This is a genomic window from Microlunatus sp. Gsoil 973 (genome assembly GCF_009707365.1).
Classification (GTDB): domain Bacteria; phylum Actinomycetota; class Actinomycetes; order Propionibacteriales; family Propionibacteriaceae; genus Microlunatus.
Genome location: NZ_CP046122.1, coordinates 4,000,052 through 4,024,121, shown reverse-complemented (window position 1 = coordinate 4,024,121; position 24,070 = coordinate 4,000,052). Strand labels below are relative to the sequence as shown.

23 protein-coding genes are annotated in these 24,070 nt (G+C 67.9%); 12 read left to right on the top strand and 11 right to left on the bottom strand.

All coding sequences use genetic code 11. The annotated features are described in order from the left end of the window. The first annotated feature begins 38 nt into the window (after nucleotides 1-38). The 6 genes from GJV80_RS18930 to GJV80_RS18905 all read left to right on the top strand — a co-directional run bounded on the left by GJV80_RS18930 (nucleotide 39) and on the right by GJV80_RS18905 (nucleotide 8,406). Entirely contained in the window at nucleotides 39-2,384 is a 2,346-nt protein-coding gene (locus tag GJV80_RS18930) for a DUF6049 family protein (RefSeq protein WP_154689229.1), read from the top strand. Further along, on the top strand, nucleotides 2,377-6,207 hold the full coding sequence (gene murJ / locus GJV80_RS18925) for a murein biosynthesis integral membrane protein MurJ (protein WP_154689228.1): 3,831 nt from the start codon (nucleotides 2,377-2,379) through the stop codon (nucleotides 6,205-6,207). Before GJV80_RS18930 ends, murJ begins: the two co-directional genes overlap by 8 nt. Before the next feature lie 185 nt (nucleotides 6,208-6,392). Next, complete coding sequence (sigM, locus tag GJV80_RS18920) at nucleotides 6,393-7,037, top strand: RNA polymerase sigma factor SigM (RefSeq protein WP_154690376.1); 645 nt, start codon at nucleotides 6,393-6,395, stop codon at nucleotides 7,035-7,037. Next, entirely contained in the window at nucleotides 7,037-7,507 is a 471-nt protein-coding gene (locus GJV80_RS18915; RefSeq protein WP_154689227.1) for a hypothetical protein, read from the top strand. Before sigM ends, GJV80_RS18915 begins: the two co-directional genes overlap by 1 nt. 67 nt (nucleotides 7,508-7,574) lie before the next feature. Beyond that, nucleotides 7,575-7,721, top strand: a complete 147-nt coding sequence (locus tag GJV80_RS18910; RefSeq protein WP_154689226.1) for a hypothetical protein — start codon at nucleotides 7,575-7,577, stop codon at nucleotides 7,719-7,721. 19 nt (nucleotides 7,722-7,740) lie between these two features. Next, entirely contained in the window at nucleotides 7,741-8,406 is a 666-nt protein-coding gene (locus GJV80_RS18905; protein ID WP_154689225.1) for a hypothetical protein, read from the top strand. 94 nt (nucleotides 8,407-8,500) lie between these two features. Here GJV80_RS18905 and GJV80_RS18900 read toward each other — a convergent pair whose 3' ends face one another. Next, nucleotides 8,501-8,905, bottom strand: a complete 405-nt coding sequence (locus tag GJV80_RS18900; protein ID WP_154689224.1) for an adenylyltransferase/cytidyltransferase family protein — start codon at nucleotides 8,903-8,905, stop codon at nucleotides 8,501-8,503. 402 nt (nucleotides 8,906-9,307) lie between these two features. On the opposite strand from GJV80_RS18900, the gene trxB reads away from it, so the two are divergent. Further along, nucleotides 9,308-10,345, top strand: coding sequence for a thioredoxin-disulfide reductase (gene trxB, locus GJV80_RS18895; protein WP_154689223.1), 1,038 nt, complete (start codon nucleotides 9,308-9,310; stop codon nucleotides 10,343-10,345). Nucleotides 10,346-10,415: 70 nt separating this feature from the next. Next, nucleotides 10,416-10,739 (top strand): thioredoxin, encoded by a 324-nt coding sequence (gene trxA, locus GJV80_RS18890; RefSeq protein WP_154689222.1) that lies wholly within the window; start codon nucleotides 10,416-10,418, stop codon nucleotides 10,737-10,739. 181 nt (nucleotides 10,740-10,920) lie between these two features. Here the strand turns inward: trxA and GJV80_RS18885 are convergent, their stop codons facing one another. The 8 genes from GJV80_RS18885 to GJV80_RS18850 form a co-directional block, all read right to left on the bottom strand. Next, on the bottom strand, nucleotides 10,921-12,060 hold the full coding sequence (locus GJV80_RS18885) for a S1C family serine protease (protein WP_154689221.1): 1,140 nt from the start codon (nucleotides 12,058-12,060) through the stop codon (nucleotides 10,921-10,923). A gap of 6 nt (nucleotides 12,061-12,066) precedes the next feature. Beyond that, the gene (locus GJV80_RS18880; RefSeq protein WP_154689220.1) at nucleotides 12,067-12,282 is read right to left on the bottom strand and encodes a hypothetical protein; all 216 of its coding nucleotides are present in this window, start codon (nucleotides 12,280-12,282) and stop codon (nucleotides 12,067-12,069) included. Between the two features lie 31 nt (nucleotides 12,283-12,313). Then, entirely contained in the window at nucleotides 12,314-12,904 is a 591-nt protein-coding gene (locus GJV80_RS18875) for an HdeD family acid-resistance protein (RefSeq protein WP_195909014.1), read from the bottom strand. 182 nt (nucleotides 12,905-13,086) lie between these two features. Continuing rightward, nucleotides 13,087-14,325: a D-mannonate dehydratase ManD gene (manD, locus tag GJV80_RS18870; protein ID WP_154689218.1), complete on the bottom strand. Its 1,239-nt coding sequence runs from the start codon at nucleotides 14,323-14,325 to the stop codon at nucleotides 13,087-13,089. Nucleotides 14,326-14,330: 5 nt separating this feature from the next. After that, nucleotides 14,331-15,671, bottom strand: a complete 1,341-nt coding sequence (locus GJV80_RS18865) for a mannitol dehydrogenase family protein (protein WP_154689217.1) — start codon at nucleotides 15,669-15,671, stop codon at nucleotides 14,331-14,333. A 33-nt stretch (nucleotides 15,672-15,704) separates the two neighbouring features. Then, nucleotides 15,705-16,919, bottom strand: a complete 1,215-nt coding sequence (locus GJV80_RS18860) for a Gfo/Idh/MocA family protein (protein ID WP_154689216.1) — start codon at nucleotides 16,917-16,919, stop codon at nucleotides 15,705-15,707. Nucleotides 16,920-17,146: 227 nt separating this feature from the next. Further along, nucleotides 17,147-17,599, bottom strand: coding sequence for an OsmC family protein (locus GJV80_RS18855; protein WP_154689215.1), 453 nt, complete (start codon nucleotides 17,597-17,599; stop codon nucleotides 17,147-17,149). 105 nt (nucleotides 17,600-17,704) lie between these two features. Continuing rightward, nucleotides 17,705-18,334 carry a GNAT family N-acetyltransferase gene (locus GJV80_RS18850; RefSeq protein WP_154689214.1) on the bottom strand — a complete coding sequence of 210 codons (630 nt, stop codon included), beginning with the start codon at nucleotides 18,332-18,334 and terminating at the stop codon, nucleotides 17,705-17,707. A 265-nt stretch (nucleotides 18,335-18,599) separates the two neighbouring features. On the opposite strand from GJV80_RS18850, the gene GJV80_RS18845 reads away from it, so the two are divergent. The 4 genes from GJV80_RS18845 to GJV80_RS18830 are packed head-to-tail and all read left to right on the top strand — an operon-like array spanning nucleotide 18,600 to nucleotide 22,202. Then, a complete protein-coding gene (locus GJV80_RS18845) occupies nucleotides 18,600-19,955 on the top strand; it encodes a PLP-dependent aminotransferase family protein (RefSeq protein ID WP_370518779.1) in 1,356 nt (451 codons plus the stop codon). A gap of 60 nt (nucleotides 19,956-20,015) precedes the next feature. Then, nucleotides 20,016-20,990, top strand: coding sequence for a D-alanine--D-alanine ligase (locus tag GJV80_RS18840; RefSeq protein ID WP_230207846.1), 975 nt, complete (start codon nucleotides 20,016-20,018; stop codon nucleotides 20,988-20,990). Next, complete coding sequence (locus tag GJV80_RS18835; RefSeq protein ID WP_154689212.1) at nucleotides 20,987-21,841, top strand: SURF1 family protein; 855 nt, start codon at nucleotides 20,987-20,989, stop codon at nucleotides 21,839-21,841. Before GJV80_RS18840 ends, GJV80_RS18835 begins: the two co-directional genes overlap by 4 nt. A 10-nt stretch (nucleotides 21,842-21,851) precedes the next feature. Beyond that, nucleotides 21,852-22,202 carry a DUF3817 domain-containing protein gene (locus GJV80_RS18830; RefSeq protein ID WP_154689211.1) on the top strand — a complete coding sequence of 117 codons (351 nt, stop codon included), beginning with the start codon at nucleotides 21,852-21,854 and terminating at the stop codon, nucleotides 22,200-22,202. Nucleotides 22,203-22,249: 47 nt separating this feature from the next. On the opposite strand, the gene GJV80_RS18825 is transcribed toward GJV80_RS18830, so the two are convergent. Together GJV80_RS18825 and GJV80_RS18820 are read right to left on the bottom strand one after the other, a co-directional pair. Next, on the bottom strand, nucleotides 22,250-23,218 hold the full coding sequence (locus GJV80_RS18825; protein WP_154689210.1) for a ParB/RepB/Spo0J family partition protein: 969 nt from the start codon (nucleotides 23,216-23,218) through the stop codon (nucleotides 22,250-22,252). Continuing rightward, nucleotides 23,215-24,015 (bottom strand): ParA family protein, encoded by an 801-nt coding sequence (locus GJV80_RS18820; RefSeq protein WP_154689209.1) that lies wholly within the window; start codon nucleotides 24,013-24,015, stop codon nucleotides 23,215-23,217. The genes GJV80_RS18825 and GJV80_RS18820 overlap by 4 nt, the downstream gene beginning before the upstream one ends. Between the last annotated feature and the right edge of the window lie 55 nt (nucleotides 24,016-24,070).

The window sequence follows — 24,070 nt, the reverse complement described above, 5'->3', positions numbered from 1 at the left end:
TGACCGATCGCACCGACTCCGCCGATTACAATCACCGAGTGCGAGCGGGGTGTTGGTCGGGATCCGGACGCGGTGTCGTCCGCGGGTTCCGGTCGACCCCCACGACGGCCGGGCGGCGCGCCGGCCAGATCCGAACCGTCGCAGCACTGCTCACCGGGCTTCTGTTCACCCTGCCCGTGCTGTTGGGATCGGCACCACCGGCCGCGGCCGACGACGTGGCGGACGTCAGCATCGAGCTGACCCGGCTGAGCCCATCGATCGTCCGGCCGGATTCGACGATCGTCTTCGAGGGGCGGGTCACCAATGTCAGCGACCGGCCGCTGTTGAGACTCCAGGCGACCATCTGGCGCAGCCTCGAGCCACTGACCACCCGCGCCCAGTTGGAGCAGGCCAACCGATCCGCTCCGACCGACCCAGAGGGTGACCGGATGTACCGGGCCGACACCCCGGACGCCTACCAGGACCTCTACACCGCTCAGCAGCCGAACCTGCTCCCCGGCCGGTCCAAGACATTCCGCGTCACGGCCAAGGCCGCAGACTTCTTCGATCCGTCGAGCCCGTCGACCGGCGTCTACCTGGCCGGCATCCAGGTACGCGAGGCGGGCGTCAGGACCGTTGGCCGGGCGCGGACCCTGATCCCGGTCACGGTCGGCGACACTGATGCCGACGGCCTGCTGCCCGACCAGTCGAGCATCGGCAGTACGACCCTCGTCGAGCTGACCAGCACCCCGACGATGGCCCGGAGCGGGATCTTCACTGATGACAGCCTCGCCGGGCAGATCGCCCCCGGTGGTCGCCTCGACGCCCTGTTGACGGCGGCGGGCGCGGACGACGCCAGCTACGCCGTCGATCCGAACCTGATCGTCGAGTTGCGTGCCATGCGCGCCGGCTACAAGGTGGTCGACGCGGACGGCCGGACCAGCAGCGGCAAGGGCAGTGCGGACGCCGCCACCTGGCTGTCCCGGTTCCGGTCGATGCAGGCCGGCCACGACGGCTTCCAGTTGCTCTACGCCAATGCGGACCTGGCCGCGCTGGCGCATTCCGGCCGGCTCGACCTCGTCGACCGCGCCCAACGCGCAGCGGCCAAGGTCACCGAGACCAAGGACCTGCCGCTCCTGGTCACCCCCGCCGACGGCGTCGCCGACCGGGTCATCCTGAACGCCGCCGGCCGGCTGCACGCCCGGGCGGTGCTGCTGGCCGACACCGCGGTGAAGGGCCTTGGTCCCCTGGTCCGGGTGCCCGGTGCACCTCTTGTGCTCAGTTATGACACCGAAGCGGCTGACGGACCGGGCCCTGAGCCCCGCGACACCGAGGTGCAGGTCCGTCAGGCCTCGCTCGCCGACAGCTTCCTCGACTCGATCAGCGGCGTACCGAGCAGCAGCCTCGGCCGGTTGCGGGTGGTCAGCGAGGCCGACCAGGCAGGTGGAGAGAGCGCCGCGCTGTCCGCGCCGTGGCTGACCGGCCGCAGCGCGTACGGCTTGCTCGGCAACACACCGCAGGTCTTCCGTGGCCAGCTCGGCTACCCGCCGGCCGCGACCAGACTGGAACCGAACCGAAGACAGCTGGACCGGATGGCCGACCTGGACCGCCGGCTGACCCTCTACCAGAATCTGGTTTCTGACACGGCCGGCATCAGCGATTTGAGCGATCAGGCGGTCGCCCGAGCGGCCAGCCAGGCCTGGCGCGGGCACCGCCGGGCGATGACGGCATTCATCCACGCCCAGCAGTTGCTGTTGCGCGACGTGAACGGCAGATCGCTGCCACTCAGCGAGCTGGTCAACGGCACGGTGGTCCGGGTGGAGAGCAATCCACAGGTGACACTGACCGGCTCCTCCGCGGTGGTTCCGGTGACGATCATCAATGACCTCGACGTACCGATCACTGTGCAACTCCTGGCGGAATCGCCGAACCGGTCGCGCCTGCGGTTGGAGAACATTCCGGCGGCCAAACTCGGCACGATCGGCGCCGGCGCCAAGGTGCCGGCCCAGGTGCCGACCCGGGTGGACGCCAACGGCACGCTGACCGTGACCCTGCAACTGGCCACCACGAAGGGCGATCCGATCGGACAGGAACGCGACATCAGGCTGAACGCAACCCAGGCCGGCAGGATCGGCTGGATCATCGCCATCGCGTCCGGGATCGTGCTGCTGGGTACGGTCGTGCTGCGGATCCGGCAGGTCGCCCGGGAACGCGGAGACGGGTCCTCCGATTCCGAGGACGACCCCGAACCCCACGAAACAACGGACCAGGAAGCAGAAGACCAGGAAGAAACGGTCATCCGACCTCGATCGGATCTGACCGGTGACGTGACCAGCGACGGCACCATTGGCGTGACGAGTGATGTCAGCAGCGACTTGAGCAGGGACGGCGGACCGCGTGGCTGAACCGGTATCCGATACCCCGCAGACGGCCGGAACCCAGGTCAGTGCCAGGGCGGCGGAGTCGGCCGGGCACCGGCTGGTCTCGGCGACTGTGGTGATGGCCGCGGGAACGCTCTTCTCCCGGCTGCTCGGCTTCGTCAAGGCCACCCTGGTCGTCGCCGCCCTCGGCTCGGCATCCCGACAGGCCGAGATGTTCACCATCTCCAGTGCCATCCCGCAGGCGATCTATGTCCTGGTGGCCGGCGGCGTCCTGAACACCGTCTTCGTACCGCAGATCGTGCGGGCGATGAAGGAACACGACGATGGCGGGGAGGCGTACACCAACAGGCTGCTCACTCTCGGCCTGTCGGCGATCGGCCTGATCGCGATCGCCGCAACCGTCCTGGCGCCGGTGATCATGGGCGACGTCTACCTGAACGGACGGTGGCGAGCGCCGGAGCTCAGCGGGCAGTTCAACTCGATCATCCTGTTGAGTTACCTCTGTCTGCCACAGATCTTCTTCTATGGCGTCAATGTGATGCTCGGCCAGGTGCTGAACGCCCGCGGCAGGTTCGGGCCGATGATGTGGTCGCCGATCGCCAACAACCTGGTCGGTATCGCATCGATCGTGTTGTTCATGATCATCTGGCACCATCCCGGTCGGGACACGGGTGCACCGTTCACCCTGGCCCAGATCATGGTCCTCGGCCTGGGAGCGACCCTGGGGATCGTCGCCCAGGCACTGATGCTGGTGCCCTTCATGCGCAGCGTCGGTTTCCGGTTCCGACCGCGATTCGACTTCCGGCACAGCGGTCTCGGCCGTGCCGGACAGGTCGCCAAGTGGACCGTCGGCTACATGATCGTCACCCAGTTGGCGCTGGTCGTCGTTGCCCGGCTGGCCAACGGCGCACCGGCCGGTGGGCACGGCGCCGGCTGGACGGTCTACCAGTACGCGAATCTGATCTTCATGCTGCCGCACTCGATGATCACCGTGTCGCTGACCACGGCGATGCTGCCGTCCACCTCGCGGCTGGTGGTCTCCGGCGATCTCGCCGGTGCTCGCGAGGAGACCGTACGCACGATGCGGCTGGCGGTGACCGCCCTGATCCCGGCGGCGGTCGCCTTCCTGGCTCTGGCCTTCCCGATCGCCCGGCTGCTGTTCGGCTACGGCAAGGGCGCGACGGGCTGGCACTTCATCGCCTGGACGCTGATGGCCTTCGCCATCGGGCTGGTGCCGTTCACCCTGCAGTACATCTGCCTGCGGGCCTTCTACGCCCTTGAGGACACTCGCACCACCTTCTTCGTGCAGATCCTGATCGCCTCGGTGAACGTCGCGGCAGCCCTGGCCCTGGTGCTGCCCTTCCATCGGCCGGACTGGGTGGCTCCGGGTCTTGCCCTGGCGTACGCGATCGCCTATATCGTCGGCCTCGGCGTGTCGTTCCGGCGGCTCGGCCGCCGACTGCCGGGGTTGAGCGGTGCCGAGATCGCCCGGCACTGCCTGTTGGTGCTGCTGGCCGTTCTGCCGGCCGGGCTGGCGGCGTACCTGATCGTCTGGGCGATCGGGCTCTGGTCGACGTCGCTCCCGGCACTGCTGCTGGCCCTGGCGGCAGCCGCGCTGGCCGCGATCGGCATCTATCTCGGCCTGGCCCGGCTGCTGCGGATCAGCGAGATCAACCAGATCCTTGCCACCGTGCTCCGGCGGGGCCGTCGGGGCGGTCGCGCCACCCCGACGGACACCCGAAACGACTCCTTCGATATCGATTCGTCACCATCCGGCGGTTTCGACATGAATGAGACCTCAGAGTCTGGCACCATCGGGACTGGAACGACCGGACCGGCACCCCGGATCGCCGATGCGGCGGTGCCGAGCAGTTTCGTCGAGGAGGCGTCGGTCGTCACCCGGATTGGTCAGCGGATCGAAAACCCAGCGGGGCAACAGCGTATGGCGGGCGGTCAGTCGGAACAGACAGCCGGAGTGACATCTGAGCGCACCGACGAGTCCCCGGGCGAGCAGACTGCACCGTTCAGCCTCGACGAACTCCGCAACCATTCACCGGCCGATTCCCCATCCTCCGGTCCGGTCCCGGGTCCCCACCCGGCCAGGCGCCCGCGCGACCGCGATCACCTGCCGGCCGGCACCGTCCTGGCGGATCGCTACCGGCTGGAGGAGCTGCTCGCCTGGACCGGGGACGATCAGGACCGCCGCAGCGCGATGATCTGGCGCGCATTCGATCAGGTGCTCAGCAGGTCGGTGGTGATCCACCTGCTGGAGCCGGGTGATCCGCGGAGCACGGCATTGCTCACCGCCGGGCGGCGGGCGGCCGGCGCCACCGACTCCCGCTTCCTGCGGGTGCTCGACGCGGTCGAGGACGGCGGACGCGCTGCCGACGGCCGGACGATCGGCAGCTACATCGTTTCCGAGTACGCCGAGGGTCAGTCGCTGCAGTCGGTGCTGGCTGCCGCACCGCTGACCGGTCTGGAATCGGCCTGGGTGGTCCGTGAAGTGGCCGACGCCCTGTCCGGTGCCCATGCCCGCGGCTTGTTCCACCGCAGGCTGGTGCCCGACATGGTGATCATCACGCCCGCAGGCAATGTGAAGATCGTCGGTCTGTTGATCGAGGCGGCACTGCGACCCGAGGAGTATCCCGACACCGATCCCGGGGCCGACGCCCTGGAGGCAGGAGATGTCACCGATCTCGGGCGCCTGCTCTACGCCTGCCTGGTGGCCCGCTGGCCGGGCGAGGGGGTCGAGGATCTGCCGGCCGCTCCGACGGCGAACGGGTCCGCGGCGGAGAGCGGCCATCCGTGGCTCACGCCGCGGCAGGTACGCCACGGTGTCTCCCCGGCACTCGACCGGATCTGCGACCAACTGCTCAGCCCGGTGCCCCGGCAGCGGGCCCCTCGGATCACGACCGCGTCGGCGCTGGTCGGCGAGCTGGACCGGATCCTGGGTACGGCCGACGCGACCGGAGATCTGGAACGCCGGTTGCGCCACCCGCAACCGAGCACCCTGGACGATCCCGACGCCGCCGCGGTGTACGCCCCGCCGACGCCGGAGGCGGAGCCGTACGCCGTCATCGAGCGCAACGCCAGCATCGCGGCCGGTACCAACACCGCCGAATCGGTCACGGCGCCGCAGGGTCCGGACCGGCCGTGGGCCGAGGTCGAGGAGAAACCGCCCTCCGGGCCGCGCTTCTGGATCTGGGCACTGGTCATCGTCCTGCTGCTGGCCGCCCTGGTGCTCACGGTGCTCACGGCCAAGGGCATCGGACCGGCCGTGCCGCTGTTGCCGAACAGCGGAAACAATGACAACAACGCCGCCCAACGCGAACCCAGGCCGAGTCGTTCACCGGTGAGCAGCAAGCCGCTGAGCATCGTGGACGCCCACGACTTCGATCCGGCACAGGACAATCCACCCCAGGGCGGCAATGGTGAAGAGAACCCCGAGCTGGTCAAGTACGCCTACGACGGCAACCGGTCGACCTACTGGCACACCCTGACCTACTACGGCGACCCGAAGTTCGGGCGGCTGAAGAAGGGGGTAGGCATCGTGTTCGACCTGGGCTCGGCCAAGACCGTCGGTCAGGTCCGGGTGCAACTGACCGGCGTCGGGACCGATCTCCAACTGCGGGTGCCGAAACCGGATGCGGCAACCGTCGCCCAAGCCGATATGGACAGTCTGAAGGGCTGGCGTACGGTTGCCCAGCAGAAGGGTGCCGGCGGCTCCGCTACCCTGCAACCCGATGAGCAGGTCCGAACCCGCTACGTACTGGTCTTCCTCACCTCACTGCCGAAGGAGGGAGCCAACTACCGCGGCGGTATCTATGAGGCTGAGGTTCTGTCGTGACGCCACCCCCGCCCTCCGCGGCCGGGTTGCCCGCAGCGGGCAGTCCGCCGCCGGGCACCTCCTCGGGTGAGCGCCGATCCGACCGCAGCCGCACCGGCGGCTCCTCGCGATCGGCGCCGGGCAGCGATCATCCGACGCCGCGGACGCCCGGCGAACTCGACCGGGTAGCCGGTCCGCTCACCGAGCTGTCCGACGCCGATCTCCTGTCGGCCCATGTCGCGGGAAACCCACTGGCCTTCTCGGTCCTGGTCGCCCGGCACCGGGATCGACTGTGGGCAGTTGCCCTGCGCACCATGCGCAATCCGGAGGACGCCGCCGACGCCCTGCAGGACGCGTACATCTCGGCGTTCCGACGGGCGGCCAGCTTTCGCGGCGAGGCCCAGGTCACCACCTGGCTGCACCGGGTGGTGGTCAACGCCTGCCTCGACCGGCTTCGACGGAACAAGGTCAGGGCCACCGAACCGCTGCCCGTGGATTCGGACCGGGCCGAGGAACTGGCCGCCGAGGCCGGCTCCGTCGACCCGGTCGTCGCCAACGAGGAACGCGCCGACATCGCCTCGGCCCTCCAGCAGCTGAATCCCGACCAGCGCGCCGCACTCGTACTGGTCGACATGGAGGGCTACTCGGTCGAGGAGGCGGCCCGGATGCTGGGCTGCGCGGTCGGCACCGTGAAGAGCCGATGTGCCCGAGGCCGAGCCCGGCTGGTGCCGTTGTTGAAACATCTGAGAGATCCCGAAGATCGGGAACCGGCCGATCCGACATCACGTCCAACAGGTAACGGAAGGGCCGTCAAGGGATCGGCAGCGACCGGCAAGGAGGGGAGCGGATAATGGCACGGCCGCTGGAGCTGTCGTACAACTGGCGGACCCCGGTCGGTTTCGCGTCGATCGGGCTGATCATCTGCGTCATCGTGCTGGCCAGGAGCCGGACCACCGGATGGCTCGGCGCCATCGCCGGCGTCGTCGCCCTGTGGATGACGTTCATGGTGGTGGTGTGGGCAAGAACCCGGGCGCTGATCGAGCTCGACGGCGAGCGGCTACGGGTCCGCCGGTTCTGGAACACCTATCTGCTGGACGGTCCGAAGGTGGCGTCGGTTCGGGAATACCTGACGGCGAGCGGACCGTCGTACAAGGTCCGGCTGACCGGCGACGACAAGACCTACTACGTGCCGTCAGCGCTGTTGCGGAGCGGTCACTCGACCTTCTTCGCCTGGTTGCTCAGCCACTCGTCGGACGCCGAACTCGACAAGGGCGCACGCAAGACCCTTGACAGCCTGAGACTCCGGGGTCTGATCGAATGAGGCGATGGGGATATCACCGCCCGATCACCGCCGACCGGTCGGGGACGAGCCGGTGGGAGGTGGTGCGGTGAGCACGGACGCGGGTCGGCGACCGGACGCCGGGGCGCACGTCGACATCGACGAACTCGCCGACGATGCCGAGGGCCTGCTCCCCCCCGGATCGGCACGCCGAAGTTGCGGCGCACTTGGCCGGATGCGAGCACTGTCGTTCTGAGGCAGCGGCGCTGGCGCAAGTGCACGACGCGCTGGGCTCGGCGCCGACGCCGTCGATGCCCGAGGAGGTATTCGCCGGTCTGCAGCAGACCATCGCCGCAGAACAACGGCTTAGGGAGTCCGCCAAGGCCCGGCAGTCGACCGGTGATCGGTTCGGTCCGTCCGCCCCGGTGGTGGGCACCGGGCGGCCGCCGTACGTCGATCCCTCCGGCCATCCCAGCATCAAGGGTGGCGGGCGCTTCCCCAAGCCGAACATCGCCGAACACTTCACCGAGACAACACCGCCGCGGCGCGGCCTGCGGGCGAAGTTCGCCGGTGGCGCCGTGGCGGCGGCGCTATTGGCCTCGACCGCCGGCTTCGGCGGATACGTGTTGAGTGCCTCGACCGGAACCGACGAGCCGCCGACGGACCGGCCGATCGTAGCCGCCAACCCGCGTTCGCTGGCTTCCTCGGCCGCCTCCGCGGCGGCGGACGATCTGGACGCCTACCGCTTCAGCAAGGCCTGGCGGTGTGCCCGGAAGGTCACCGACGGCACGATCACCGGCATCCGCTCGACGGTGTTGGACGGCCGGCCGGGCTATCTGGTCTTCCTGACCGCCGACTCCGAGCACCGCGCGGTCTTCATCCACGGCTGTGACACGGACAACCCGACCGCCGGCCCGACCGTCGTGCTGCCGGAGAAGTAGTCCGGCAGCTTCCGGAGTGACCGGTCCGGAGCGGTTGGTCAGGAGCGGTTGGTCAGGAGCGGTTGGTCAGGAGCGGTTGGTCAGGAGCGGTTGGTCAGGAGTGGTTGGTGGCGATGTGCTCGATCAGCGCCGTGGTCGAGATCGATGGGGTGCGGGGCAGGTAGACGACCTTGGCCAGGTCGGAGCAGAAGTCGAACTTGCCCGCCCAGTCATCGCCCATCACCAGGATGTCGGCGTGGTACTGGCTGATGTAGTCGCGCTTGAGTTCCAGGCTCTCCTCGACGAACACCTGGTCGACCGCCTTCAGGTTGGACACCAGTTCGATCCGCTCGTCCTGGCTGAAGACCGGCATCCTGCCCTTCTTGGAGTGGTTCAACGCGTCCGACGACACGCCGACCACCAGCCGGTCGCCGAGTTCGGCTGCGCGGTTGAGCACGCGGACATGCCCGACGTGCAGGACGTCGAAGGTCCCGAAGGTGATGACGGTCGTCTCGGACACTGTGCTCTCCCCTGCTCGCCACCGGCACGGAAACCGGGGTCACGGATCGGTCCACCATACGTATTGTCACCTGCGGTATGCCAAATGGTCAGGATTTCGACCGCCGACAGCCTCATCGACGTACGTCCTGGGAGGCGTCGGGCCTGCGCGGCACCTACCAGCGGGGACAGGTCGGGACGGGTCGACGATGGGTCCTTGTCGGGGTCTCCGCCGCTGGAATACCGGCGCCGGGGAGCCGGTTGCAGCACGTACAGGCTCGGTCCCGCGGAAGGTAGGGTGAGCCCGAGCCCGGCTCGTCCGGAGGTTCGCGCCAAGGACTTGGCAGCGAAGATTCCCGGTAGGCGAGCCTGAGCGACCGACCCGGGACGATGGGCCGGAAGTCACGGTGTGTGAAGGAGTTCGATGGGCAGCGAGATTCGCGACGTCATCATCGTCGGAAGTGGCCCTGCCGGGTACACGGCAGCCATCTACGCAGCGCGCGCGGAGTTGCGACCGCTGGTGTTCGAGGGTTCGATCACCGCAGGCGGCGCACTGATCAACACCACCGAGGTGGAGAACTTCCCGGGCTTCCCGGACGCCGTGATGGGCCCGCAGTTGATGAGCCAGATCCGCGACCAGGCCGAGAAGTTCGGTGCCGAACTCGTGCCGGACGACATCGTCGCAATGGACCTGACCGGCGACATCAAGACGGTCACCGACAGCGAGGGCACCGAGTACCGCGCCAAGACCGTCATCCTCGCGATGGGATCGGCGTACCGCAAGCTGGGTCTGCCCGACGAGGACCGGCTGAGCGGTCACGGCGTCTCCTGGTGTGCCACCTGCGACGGATTCTTCTTCCGGGACAAGGACATCGCGGTGGTCGGCGGCGGCGACTCGGCCATGGAGGAGGCCACCTTCCTGACCCGGTTCGGCAGGTCGGTGACCATCGTGCACCGCCGCGACGAGCTGCGGGCCAGCAAGATCATGGCGGACCGCGCCAAGAACGATCCCAAGATCAGCTTCGCCTGGAACTCCGAGGTGGTGGCGATCAACGGCGACGATTCCGTCCGGTCGATCACCCTGCGCGACACGCAGACCGGAGCCGAGCGTGATCTGGAGATCTCCGGACTCTTCGTGGCCATCGGTCACGATCCGCGATCAGAACTGGTCAAGGGTCAGGTCGACCTGGACGACGAGGGCTACGTGATCGCCGAGGGTCGCAGCACCCGGACCAACCTGCCCGGCGTCTTCGCCTGTGGCGACCTCGTCGACCACACCTATCGGCAGGCCGTCACTGCCGCCGGCAGTGGCTGTGCGGCCGCGTTGGACGCCGAGCATTATCTCGCCGATCTCGCCGACGCCGCAGCCGTGGCCGAACCCGCGGTGGTCGGTCGAATGTCAGCCCACTCCCCGACCATGGGAGATGCGACCGTCGAGCCTGTTCGGTCGATCACCGGCTAGCGATCATCGTCCGGCGACGGGTACGAACCCGACCGCCGATCACAATTCCAGGATCAATCAAGGAGCAGTTATGGGCGCAGTCACCGATGTCACCGATGCCGATTTCGAGGAGCGGGTGCTCAAATCGGACAAGCCGGTGATGGTCGACTACTGGGCTGACTGGTGCGGCCCGTGCAAGCAGGTCAGCCCGATCATCGAGGAGCTGGCGCAGACGTACGGGGACAAGGTGACCTTCGTCAAGATGGACACCAACACCAATCCGGTGACCCCGGCGAACAATCACGTACTCGGCCTGCCGACGATCCAGGTGTACGTCGGCGGGGAGTTGGTCAAGGCGTTCAAGGGCGCCAAGTCCAAATCGGTGCTCAAGAGTGCGATCGAGGAGTACCTCTGATCTGATCTGTTCCCCGGCTCAGCCGTCCTTGCCGAAGACCCCGGATCTTACGGTCCGGGGTCTTTCGCATCTCAGGGGGCTTGCGTCTCAGGGGGCTTGCGTCTCAGGGGGCTTGCGTCTCAGAGGGCTCGCGTCTGCGGGGTCTCTCCCGTCTTAAGGGTGTTCCGCGGGACGTCGGCCGTCAGGATGCCGCCAGCCGTACCGTGACCTGTTGCTGCTTCTCGTCACGGAGCAGGGTCAACTGCACCCTGGCGCCCACTGCCGACGTTGCGGCGAGGTGGGCCAGGGTGTCGGCGTGGACCTGGTCGACACCCTCGACACCGATGACGATGTCGCCGACCCTGATCCCGGCCTCATCGGCGGGGCCGCCCGAGTCGACCGAGGTCACGGCGAGCCCGACCTCCTCCCGGCCCGACGCATCGGAGCGGGAGACCGGGTGGGTGCCCATGCCGAAGGTCGGGTGGCTGGCCCGGCCGTGGTCGATCAAGTCCTGGGTGATCGGTTCGGCGACACTGGACGGCACGGCGAAGCCGATGCCCACGCTGCCTCCGCCGCCGGTCCCGTTCGCATCCGGCACGGTGGCGATCGCGGTGTTGATGCCGACCAGTTCACCGGAGCAGGTCACCAGCGCGCCGCCGGAGTTGCCGGGATTGATCGACGCGTCGGTCTGGATCGAGCCGACCAGAATGGTGCTGCCGTCGTCAGTGGGCACCGGTACATCCCGGCCGAGGGCGCTGATCACGCCGCTGGTGAGGGTTCCCGAGAGCCCGAGTGGCGCGCCGGCGGCCACCACCGGTTGGCCGGCGACCAGCGAACCGGAATCACCCCACGACACGGTCGGCAACCTGGCGCCGCCGTCGATCCGCAGCACTGCGAGATCCGTGGTCGGGTCGCGTCCGACCAGACGTGCCGACTTCTCCGTGCCGTCGTCCAGGATCACCGAGATCCGGCCGCCGTTGGCGCCCGCCGAGATGACGTGATCATTGGTGACGACGGTGCCGTTGGCATCGATGATCACCCCGCTGCCCGACCCGCTGCCGGCCTGACCCTGGACCGAGATGGTCACCACCGCCGGCAGCACCCTCGCTGCGACATCGGCGACCCGGCAACTGCCGGACCGGCCGGCGCCCAGCGAAGTGAACCCGGTGATCAGGGCACCGATCACCCCACCGATGATTCCGGCGACCAGCAGCGCCGCGACGGCAACGCCGACGCTCCAGCCGTGCCGACCCGGGCGGGACTGCCCGGGTTGCGGGTCCGGGGTACTGCCCGACCGGCCGGAGGACGGGCCGGGCGGCGAGGTCTCAGAGGAGTCGACCATCCGGCCTCATTCGTCGACGAGTGCATCGGGCACGGCGATGACCTCGGTGATCGGAACCCTCAGCAGATCCAGCAGGCCGAGCACACCCTGCAGTTGCTGCTGGTCGAGGATCGTGCCCGACAAGGTGGTCGACGCGGGCTGATGCCGAACGGTCAGCTGCGGAAAGGCGCCGACCAGGTCCTCGGAGATGTCCGTATCCACGCGGATGAATACCGTTGTCATGTTCGCCCCGTCCGACAGTTCGGGCGACCGGTCAGGATCCTGCCGCCCGGCTGACCCGGCCGAAGTTGAAGGCGCGGATCACCGAGCTGATTCCGATCACGATCAGGCCGATCGCTGCGAAGATGATCAACCAGCGCGCGGTCCACCCCGGCACCGCGAGCACGATGACCCCGGCCAGGGTCGTCACCACGCCGTACAACACCGCCCAGACCCTGGACTGGGCACGGCCGGACTCGACGATCGCCATGATCCCGTCCATGATCCAACCGATGCCGGTGAACAGCACGATGATGATCAACAACGTGCCGACAGCGGCGGTGGTGTCGCGCAGGATGATGATCCCGGCGATCAACATCAGGGCACCGAACAGGATGCCAAGCACCCGGTTCTGCGAGCCGGGCAACTGCCCGAAGGCGCCCAAGCCGATGCGCATCACACCGGCGATCAGGAAATGGATGCCGAGCAGGATGGCGGCGAAATGCAATGTCCGACCCGGCACCACCAACAACAGGATGCCCAGGATCACCGCGACGATGCCGGTGAGCCCGAAACTGATCCGGACCAACCGGACCGCCTTCGGACTCAACGAGTTCGGATCCAGGCTCAAATCGTCGGACGTCACGTCCGGTCCTCCTACCATCGCCACTCCGTCCCGATACTGGTCGGCGCGATGAAGCCATCCCGCCCCTCTAACCGTGGCCCGGAGGAGGCGTCGGGGATGTCACCCGTTTACGGTGAACCGCGTCCCCACCCGATCAGCGGTGGGACCGGCAACGGTTCGCCTTGGGTTCGATCCGGCACCGATCACCAGTCGTGCACGGTCCCGTCGGTCAACCGGTTGAACGGCAGGTAGGCCTGCTGATACGGATACTTCCCCGCCTCGTCGAGATTCAGTTCGACGCCGAGCCCTGGCTCGTTCCCCGGGTGCAGATAGCCGTCGGAGAAGGTCATCGACTGCTCGAAGGTGGCGTTGGTCCGGCGGCCGTGCGGCATGTACTCCTGGATGCCGAAGTTGTGGATCGCCAGATCCAGGTGCAGGCCGGCGGCGAAACCGACCGGTGAGATGTCGGTCGGGCCGTGGATGCCTGATTTGATCTGGTATTGACCCGCGTACTCCAGGATCTTCTTCAGATGGGTGATCCCGCCGGTGTGGGTGATCGCGCTGCGGACGTAGTCGATCAGTTGTTCCTTGATCAACAGCTGGTAGTCCCAGACGGTGTTGAAGATCTCGCCGATGGCCAACGGCGTCGTGGTGTGCTGCCGGACCAGTCGCAGCGCCTCCTGGTTCTCGGCCGGGGTGCAGTCCTCGAGCCAGAACAGGTCGTACGGCTCCAGCGACTTGCCGAGCTTGGCAGCCTGGATCGGCGTCATCCGGTGATGACCGTCGTGCAACAGCGGCACGTCGGGACCGAACTCGCTGCGAACCGCCTCGAACACGGTCGGCACGTGCCGCAGGTAGGCGCGGGTGTCCCAGTCCTCCTCCGGCGGCCGGAGCGCCCGTTGGGCCGGTTCGTAGTGATGCTCGCGGACGTCCTCGGCGTCGGTGACGGTGGTGGCCGGAACGCCGTAGATCGCCTTCAATCCCGGCACTCCCGACTGCACCCGGATGGCCCGGAAGCCCTCCGCCTGGTGTTCCCGGATGCTGTCGAACAGCTCGGGCAGGTCCTTGCCCGAGGCGTGTCCGTAGGCCAGCACGCCGTTCCGGCTGGCGCCGCCGAGCAGCTGGTAGAGCGGCAGACCGGCCTGTTTGGCCTTGATGTCCCACAGAGCCACGTCGACCGCAGCGATCGCGGCCATCGTCACCGGACCGCGGCGCCAGTAGGCGCTGCGGTAGAGGAACTGCCAGGTGTCCTCGATGTTCTGCGGATCCCGACCGATCAGCAGCGGGACGATGTGGTCCTTGAGATAGGAGACCACGCTGAGTTCCCGGCCGTTCAAGGTGCCGTCCCCGAGGCCGGTGAGCCCGGAGTCGGTGGTGAGTTTCAGGGTGACGAAGTTCCGGTCCGGGCTGGTGACGATCACCTCGGCGGACTTGATCAACATCGGGGTCACCTATCTGCCAGCTGCTTGAGTTGATCATGAACGGCGGCCGCCAGTTCATGATCATCGGCCAGGTCACGGCCGAAGTGATCGAGCATGATCGGCACCTGAGCCGACGGATCCGATGCGCCCGCCCGATCGAACTTGGCACGCAACTCCGCGACTCCCTGATCGTTGACCAGATCGGTGCCGAGGTGGATCAACCAGCCGGCCAGCGTCGCCGGGGTGCCTGGGTCGAGCGGCAGGCCGGCGCTGCGTCTGGCGCGGTAGATGCCCAAGGTGCGGTTCGGCAGTTTCTGTGATCCGTCACTGGCGATCTGGGCGAGGTTGTGCCGGATGCGCGGGTTGGTGAACCGATCCCGCAGCGCGGCGGTGGCCTTGTCGATCTCCGCCTGCTCGAAGGGAAGCACCTGGGCCGCGGCGGCCCACAACGCCTCCAGCAGGTCGGTGCACCGCGGGTCGGTCATCGCCTGATCGATGGTGGTGCGGCCGAGCGCGAGACCGACGTAGGCCAGCATGGAATGTCCGGCGTTGAGCAGCCATAGCTTGCGGCGCTCATACGGTTCGACGTCCTCGACGAAGGCCACACCGACCCGATCCCAAGCGGGCCGCCCGGCCGGGAAGTCGCCAGCGATCACCCACTCGGTGAAGGGCTCGCAGACCACCGGCATCCGGTCGACGGTCTGGCCGCCGGGCCGGGACGCGATCCAGGCGGTCGCCTGGTCCCGGTCGGCATCGGTGGTCGCGGGCGTGATCCGGTCGACCATGGTGCTGGGGAAGCTGACACCGGCGGCGATCCAGTCGGCCAGTTCGGGATCCCAGCGGGCAGCAAGGTCGGCGACGCGGCCGGACAGTACGCCGCCGTTGCCGGCCAGGTTGTCGCAGCTGACCACGGCGATCGGCGGCAGCCCTGCCCGGCGGCGGGTCTGCAGACCGTCCAGCAGCCGGGCCATCGCCGACCCGGGCCTTTCGGCCTGCAGGGCGCCGAGATCGTCCTGAGTGACCCGGTAGCCGGCCTCGGTGATCGTCAGGGTGATCAGTTGCAGTTCGGGCTCCCGCCAGGCCGAGCGCCACGCGTCGAGGTCGGCGCCGGCCGAGGCGTTCCTGATGCTGGTGATCAACTCCAGCCGGTCCCCGGCCGCGCCGCGCTCGATCAATGTGTAGCCGAATCCCTGTGCAGCAAGGGCTTGCGCGGCATCCGGTCTGCGCCCGGTGAACGCGTGGATCCCGGTGGGCTCCCCGGTCAGCTGATCGGCGTGATGGGTGTAGAACGCCTGGTGGGCCCGGAAGAACGCGCCGAGGCCGAGGTGGATGGTCCTCGGCCGGACGGCGTCGGTCACCTCGCTCATGCAGTGACCTCCTTCTTCATGCAGCCACCGCGCTCATGCAGAGACCGCGGCCGGGTCCGGCTCGACGGCGACGGTGAGGTCGTCGTACTTGCCGTTCAGCACGTCGTCGAAGACCACCGGCTGGCCCAGCGTCGAGGAGATGTACAGCGAGCGGACCAGCGCCAGCGACAGCAGGGCTTCCTCGACGGTGACCAACGGCTGGGTTCGGTTCGTGATCGCAGCCGCGATGTCGTCGTACTGCCGGGAGTGTCCGGCAACGAAGCCGTCGGCCTGGTTGCGTGCACCGGCGAACTCGTCGGCTCCGGCGGCCTCGGCCAGCACCTGGTCGGCCTGGTTGCCGATGGTCTTGGCCTCGCGCAGGTTGTCCGACACCTCGCCGTCACCGGCGTGGTAGTACCGCAGTTTGTCGTTGTCGATGATCGCCGATCCGAGCGAGCCGTGCACCTGGACGCGGGCGGTCAGGCCGGGGTAGGCCGCGGTGGTCATGTGGATCACGGCCAGCGCGCCGGATTCGAAGCGTACGGTCGCGACCGCGGTGTCCTCGATCTCGATCCGTTCGTGGGCCAGTTGACCGGTGTGGGCGAAGATCTCGGTCGGGCGGCCGCAGAACCAGCGCAACAGGTCGACGGTGTGCACACCCTGGTTCATCACAGCGCCGCCGCCGTCGAGCGCCCAGGTCCCCCGCCAGTCGCCGGAGTCGTAGTAGCCCTGACTGCGATACCAGGCCATGGTGGCCACCGCGGAGGTGATCCGGCCGAACTTCTGCTCCTCGACCGAGCTGCGGACCAGGGCGCTGCCCGGGTCGAAGCGGTGCTGGCTGATCACCGAGACCACCTGGCCGGCCGCATTGGCCTTGGCAGCCGACTCCGCGAACTGGCGGCCCTTGGCGACCGAGACGTCCAGGGGCTTCTCCACGACGACGTGTTTGCCGGCCGCCAGCGCCTCCAGGGCATGGTCGATGTGAAAGCCGCTCGGGGTGCAGACGACCGCCAGGTCGACACTCCCCGACTCGAGCGCCGCGGCGATCGATTCATAGACGACCGGCCGCTCCGCCCCCTCGCCGGCAACGTTCTCGGCGACCTGTTCCGCCTTGCCCGGCACCACGTCCACCAGCGCCGTCACCGCGAAGTCGGGGTGTCGGGTCAGCACCGTCGCATGATGAATGCCGATCACACCGCAGCCGATGATCAAGCTCCGGATCGGTGCCGTGGCGCCGTTGCTGGATCCGTTGGCGGCTTCTGTTGTCACGAGTCGTTCACTCCCGCTGTCTGGGCCGCGTGGTCGTACGTCGGCCGCTCGTCCGGTTCTGGGTTCGGGTGATCACCATCGCTGTCGGGGTCCACCCAGCCAGCACGTTAAGGTCGGCCGGCAGGCGGTGGCAAGCGTTTGCCGCCCATTTCCCACCCGGGCCCACGCTGCTTCGGGCCGAGCGCTCGGGCCAGAGCGCTCAGGACCGGACGCTCAGGCCGACCGGGTCACCCGGTCACGGGTCGACCCCGCAACGCCGCGGTGACCGGCGTGCCGGTCTCGACCGTGCGACCGACGGTGCACAGCCGATCGTGGGACTGCCGGATCGACCGCTCCAGCACGTCGGTGGCCTGCCGGCCGCCGGCGTCGTCGGGAAAGCTGACGTCGAAGTCGAGCATCAGGTTGATCAGCCGGTTTCCCAGCTCGTCGTTGATCTTGTCCCCCGACGCCGTCGCGGCGAAGGTCAGGGGTTCCGACCGCTTCGCGGTGATGAAATCGATGTCGATGGCGCTACAGGCCGCGAGAGCGGCCAGCAGCAGCTCCACAGGGGTGAAGTCACCGTCGGCGCCGCTGCCGATGGGGATCGTCCCGCCACGGACGTTTGTCGCCACGTAGCTGCCCTTCTCGCTGCGCTGCAGGGAGACGGTGCGCAGGCTGTCCGGCTTCTGGTTCTCTGGCATGCTCCGAACATTGCCACCCCCGGGCCAGGGCCCGACGGCCAGGGTTCGGGTTCGGCTCAGGACCGCATCGACGCCGGTGTCCGGGTTCCGTCGGAGAGGATCGACTCATAGCTGGCCGGTTGCGCCGGACCCGGCTGCGACACCAGGTCGGCGAAGCGTTGCCAGGCGGCGGCGAAATCGGGCCGCCAGCGTACGGTCCCCCTCGATGTCCAGGCGCATGGTCGGTGTCACCGGATGCGGCCGGACGACCCGGAAACCCTGGGAGAGCCAGAAGGAGACCGGGAGCAACACCATCGACGAATCACGACTGCCGTCGGCGTGCGGCACGCCGGGTCGGGCGAAGGTGCCGATCACCTCGATCATTCCCACCTGCCGTTTGGCCAGCTGGGCCGCCGCGCTGCGTACCAGGTTCTTGGCCAGGCCACGACCGCGGTACTCCCGGCAGACCGACAACGCCATGAAAACGGCAGCGTCCGGGTTGAACGCCTCGGCCGAGCTTCCGCCCGGGCTCGGCAGCGGCACGAACGGCACGAGTTCGGCCGGGGCGAAGGTCAGATAGCCGGCGATGTCGCCGTTGACCTGTGCCGAGACTCCGCAGATCCCCCACAGATCGGCGACCTCGTCCACCCAACCGGGTGGCTCGGAGCCGAGGTTCCCGAAATTGCAGTGCCCGCACGGGTCGTCGATGTCCGCCAGGCCGGCCCGGGTCAGCGGTCGTAAACGATAGGTGCTCACCGTTCAACTCCTGCCACGTCGGACGGTCTCGAGCCGAGGCCATCGTCCTCGGACCGTTGGAGGTCCGGGTCGCTGGCGCCAAGGCCCGCAACGAACCCGGCGGCCACTCCGAAAAGGACACCGGCCAGGAGCCACAGCACCCAGCGCAACACCCGGCGTCCCGTCGGTAAGGATTCCGACCGACTCATAGCGTCCATGCTAGGCGTATCCCGTTCGGGTCGCGGACGTTGCCACCGATCGCGGCCCGGCCACCTATCGTTGGGGTGTGACAGTTGACCACCCAGAGGAGCACCACGGCTCCGGTGGACCCGACTCCCGGCCGACGGCGCGCCGGGACACTCGTCTCGACCCCTATATCGGGACCTATGCCGAGCGCACCCACGGCATGACCGCATCCGCGGTGCGGGCGTTGTTCGCGGTGGCCAACCGTCCGGAAGTCGTGTCGCTTGCCGGCGGAATGCCCAACATCGCAGATCTGCCCCTGGAATCGCTCGGCGGTGCCATCGCACGGCTGATCGGCGAACACGGCACCCGGGCCATGCAGTACGGCGCCGGTCAGGGTGAACCGTTGATCCGCGCCCAGATCTGCGAGGTGATGGCCGAGGAGGGAATCTCTGCCCATCCCGACGACGTCGTCGTCTCCGTCGGCTCCCAGCAGGGGCTTGCGCTGCTCACCCAGGTGTTCTGCGACCCCGGTGACGTGATCCTGTGCGAGGCGCCGAGTTACGTCGGCGCGCTCGGCGTCTTCCGCACCTACCAGACCCAGGTCGCCCACGTCGCGATGGACGAGCACGGCCTCGACCCGGCAGCACTCCGGGAGGCCATCGCAGCCTGCCGGGCCGCCGGCAAGAAGATCAAATTCATCTACACCATCCCGAACTTCCACAACCCCGCCGGGATCAGCCAGCCGATGCAGCGTCGCCGGGAGATCCTGCAGATCGCCAAGACCGAACAGATCCTGATCGTCGAGGACAATCCGTACGGGCTGCTCGGCTTCGACACCGAGCCGACTCCGGCGATCCGATCGCTCGATGATCAGCACGTCGTCTATCTCGGATCCTTCTCCAAGACCTTCGCCCCCGGTTTCCGCATCGGTTGGATCCTCGCCCCCCATGCGGTCAAGGAGAAGCTGGTGCTGGCTCAGGAGAGCGCCACGCTGTGCCCGCCGATCTTCTCCCAGTACACGATCTCGGCCTACCTGCAGAGCTTCGACTGGCGCGGCCAGATCAAGAAGTCCCGGGAGCTCTATCGGGAACGCCGCGACGCCATGCTCGCCGGGCTCGAGGCGCACATGCCGCCCGGCACGACATGGACGCGACCCGGCGGCGGATTCTTTGTCTGGTTGACGATTCCTGCCCCGCTGGACGCCGAGGCCATGCTGCCCCGGGCGGTGACCGCGCGTGTCGCCTATGTTCCTGGGACGGCGTTCTACGCCGACGGTCTCGGCACTCGGCACATGCGGTTGTCCTACTGTCTGCCGACTCCTGACGAGATCATCGAGGGCACCCGGCGGCTGGCCGAGGTGATGACCAATGAGCTGTCGATCAATGCGATCTTCTCCAATCCCGGGCGGCCCCGCGGGCTGCACGGGTACGAGGCGCCGGGTCCTGACCAACGGTGATCATGGCTCTTCTCGATCTTGGTCCTTGCGGTGTTCTGATCATGGTTCTGGGGTGGTTTGGTGAATAGTCCGAGCGTGCTGGTGCTGGCCGGCGGCCTGTCCCACGAGCGCGAGGTCTCCTTGCATTCCGGGCGCCGGATGGCGACCGCGTTGCGAAGTCAACACCTTGACGTGATCGAGAGTGACGTCGACTCGGACCTTGTGAAAAGGCTCGCTACGGCCGGGGACGTGGTGGCCTTTCCCTTGCTGCACGGCGAAGCCGGTGAGGACGGGTCGCTGCGCGAGGTGCTGGCACTGCTGGATGTCCCCTTCGTCGGCTCGATCGCGGCCGCATCCCGGATCGCCTTCGACAAGTCGATCGCCAATCGGGTGGTGGCAGCAGCCGGAGTGGCGACGCCGGTCCAGGTTGCGCTGCCCCACGAGATCTTCCGGGAACTCGGCGCCTCCAGCCTGGTGGCCGCACTCGGCGAACAGGTCGGCTTTCCGATGATGGTCAAACCCTCCCGCGGCGGCTCGGCGCTCGGCTGCAGCAGGGTGGATTCGGCAGATCAACTTCCGGCGGCGATGGTGGCTGCGTACGCCTACGGCCAGGTGGCAGTGGTCGAGACCTTCATCGAGGGCACGGAGGTGACGGTCGGCGTCGTCGACCGCGGTGACGGCCCGCAGGTGCTGCCGGCCGTCGAGATCCGACCCGAGTCGGGGGTTTATGACTACGCGGCCCGGTACACACCCGGGGCGACCAGGTTCATCTGTCCGGCCGAACTCGAGGACGAGGTGGCCGACCGGGCCTCCCGGGCCGCTCTACGGGTCCACCAGGTGCTCGGCCTGGCCGACCTGTCGCGGACCGATCTGATCATCGACCGGTCCGGCGTCCCGGTCTTCCTGGAGACCAATGTCGCCCCGGGGATGACCGAGACCTCGGCCCTTCCGTTGGCGGTCGAGGCATCCGGCGGTGACTTGGGCGAGACCTGCGCCGCCCTTGTCCAGAACGCGTGGAAGCGCGGGATCCGGTCGCCGCACATGCCGACCCGATGACCGTCGATCCGATCCCCGACCCGCCGGTGGTTTCCCGTGGTTCGGTGATCGCCAAGCAGGTGGGCGTCATCCTGCTCGGACTGGTACTCGCCGCGGTCATGGTGGGCCTCGGCGTGTGGCAGCTCCGGGTCTACAACGCCCAGGGCGAACAGCAGGCGCGGGACCGGGCCTCGGCCCCACCCGTCGCGCTGGAATCGGTGGCTCGCCCGGGCCAAGAGGTGGGCGATGCCTACGGGCGGCAGGTTCGGTTCACCGGTACGTACGACCCGCGGTTGCAGGTCCTGGTGTCCATGGGATCGGGCGGTCGCTATCGGGTACTGACCGGGTTGCGGTTGCCGAACGGCGGGATCCTGCCGGTGGTACGCGGAGCCGTGACCGGGCACAAGGCTCCGGATCCGCCCGCCGGGCAGGTGACCGGATCGGGGGTCTTCATGCCGTCGGAGGGCTCGGACGCCGCGGGACGGCAGGCGGGCGCGGAGCCGACCACGGTGGTGTTGCCGTCGCTGGCGCAACGCTGGACCGGCTCGCTGGTCAACGGCTTCGCGACCTTGAACGCCGACCAGGCCCGCGCCGAGGGTCTCGACCCGGTGACCGTCGAGCTGCCGAGTTCGCACGGCCGGTTGCAGAACGGCTTCTACGCGCTGCAGTGGTGGGTGTTCGCCGGTTTCGCGATCTGGATGGCGTTCCGGATGGCCGGGGACCTGCGCCGCACCGGCGGATTGATGGGTTCAGATCCCGGCGCGGCGGCCGACGCCGACGACGCCCGCGATCCCCTGCCCGCTGAGGCCGCGATAAGCCCTGCGAATCCGTCGGCTGGCGGGAATTCACCGCCGGACGAAACTACGACATAGGGTAGTAATCATGCGCGGCGCACTGACTCGTTACCGGGTGATGGCCTATATCGTCGGCTGCCTGTTGATCGTCCTGGTCTGTGTCGGGATCCCGCTCCAGGTGTGGGCCGGTGACGACCGGCTTGAAGAGGTGGCCGGCGTCGCTCATGGCTGGCTCTACATGCTGTTGATCATCACCGCCGTCGACCTCGGGCGCCGGGTGCGCTGGCCGTGGTGGCGGATCATCATCATCGCGCTCGCCGGCACCATTCCCTTCGTCACGTTCGTCGCGGAGCACTTCGCCACGAAGGACGCCCGGGTCCGCATCGCAGCGGCCGAGGAACGGGAGCGCAACTCCGCCGCGGCGCGCTCCGACTCCTGACGATGCCGTACCTCCCAGGCTATTTGTCGACAAATAGCTATGGTTCTTTAGCTAGTTAACAACTGGGCTATACGATCCAGGTCCTCGTCGGTTGCGAATTCGATCGTGATCCGGCCCCGCGACCGTCCCTGGTCCACCTTGACCCGCGTTTCCAGGCGATCGGAGAGTCGCTCGGCCAACTCAGCAGCCCGCGGGGATGGCTCCTTCTTCTCCCGGAGCCGGGGTCTGCGGTCTTCTGCGGGGTCGCCCAAGGCAGCCAGCTCCTCGGTGGCACGCACCGAAAGGCCTTCGGCGACGACCCGCTGGGCCATCCGCTCCTGCGCGGGATGGTCCTCGATCATCAGCAACGCCCTGGCGTGGCCGGCGCTCAGCACGCCGGCAGCAACCCGACGCTGGACGGACGGAGGCAGCTTGAGCAGGCGAATCGTGTTGGAGATCTGGGGACGCGACCGTTTGATCCGCCGGGACAGCTCCTCCTGCGAGCAGTCGAAATCCTGCAGCATCTGCTGATAGGCGGCCGCCTCCTCCAACGGATTGAGCTGACTGCGGTGCAGGTTCTCCAGGAGGGCGTCGCGGAGCAGGTCGGCGTCCTCGGTCCGCCGGACGATCGCAGGAATGACCTCGAGGCGGGCGGCCTGGGTGGCCCGCCACCGCCGTTCCCCCATCACCAGCTCATAGCTCTGCTTATCGTCGGTTCGTTCCAACGGGCGGACCACGACCGGCTGGAGCAGGCCCACCTCGGTGATCGACTCCGCCAACTCGTTCAGCTCGTCCTCGTCGAAGACCTGTCTCGGTTGCTTCGGGTTCGGCCGGATGCTGTCCACCGGCACCTCGGCGAAGTAGGAACCTTCGGGGACCGGGACCCGCGGCTCGCTCCGCGCTGCGACGGTCGGCAACTCCGGCGAGGTCGCCGTTTGCATCGTCGGCACGTCGGACTCATTGGTCGGCGCCGGCTCGGACCGTTGGAGGAGTTGGCCGAGTCCCCGCCCGAGACCGCGGGGTGCTGTGTTGCTCATGCATTCTCCTTCGCGCCCCGACGGGCGATTTCACGTGCAGCTTCGAGATAGGACACGGCACCCGCCGAATCCGGGTGATACGTCAGGACCGTCTGCCCATAGCTGGGCGCCTCTGAGATCCGTACCGACCGGGGGATGACCGAGGGCAGAGTCTGCTCAGTGAAGTAGGAACGCACTTCGTCGGCGACCTGGGACGACAGACGCGTCCGCCCGTCGTACATCGTGAGCAGAACGGTGCTGACCCGCAGGGCGTCGTTCAACTCGCCGGTCACCAACTCGATCGTTGTGATCAGCTGGGACACGCCCTCGAGTGCGTAGTACTCGCACTGGATCGGAATCAGCACCTCGCCGGCGGCGACCAGCGCATTGAGCGTGAGCAGGCCGAGGGACGGGGGACAGTCGAGCAGAACGTAATCGGTAGGGTGCTCGGCGAGATAGGCACGGAGCGCCCTCTTCAACTTGTTCTCCCGTGCCACCACCGATACGAGTTCGATCTCCGCTCCGGCCAGGTCGACGGTTGCGGGCAGTACCTTCAGATGTGGTGCTTCCGGCGATTCGACGACCAGATCTGCGATGTCGTTGCCGTCGATGAGCACCTCATAGGTTCCCTTGGTTCCTTGTTGGTGCTCGATTCCGAGCGCCGTCGAGGCATTGCCCTGGGGGTCGAGATCCACCACCAGGACGTTGAGGCCGCCCATGGCCAGCCCGGCAGCCAGGTTGACCGCGGTGGTCGTCTTGCCGACGCCGCCCTTCTGGTTGGCGACCACGACGACCCGGGTTTCCGCGGGTGCGGGCATTGCCTCGACGGATCGGCGTGTTCCACGTGAAACGGGTCCGGTTGAGCCCTCGTCA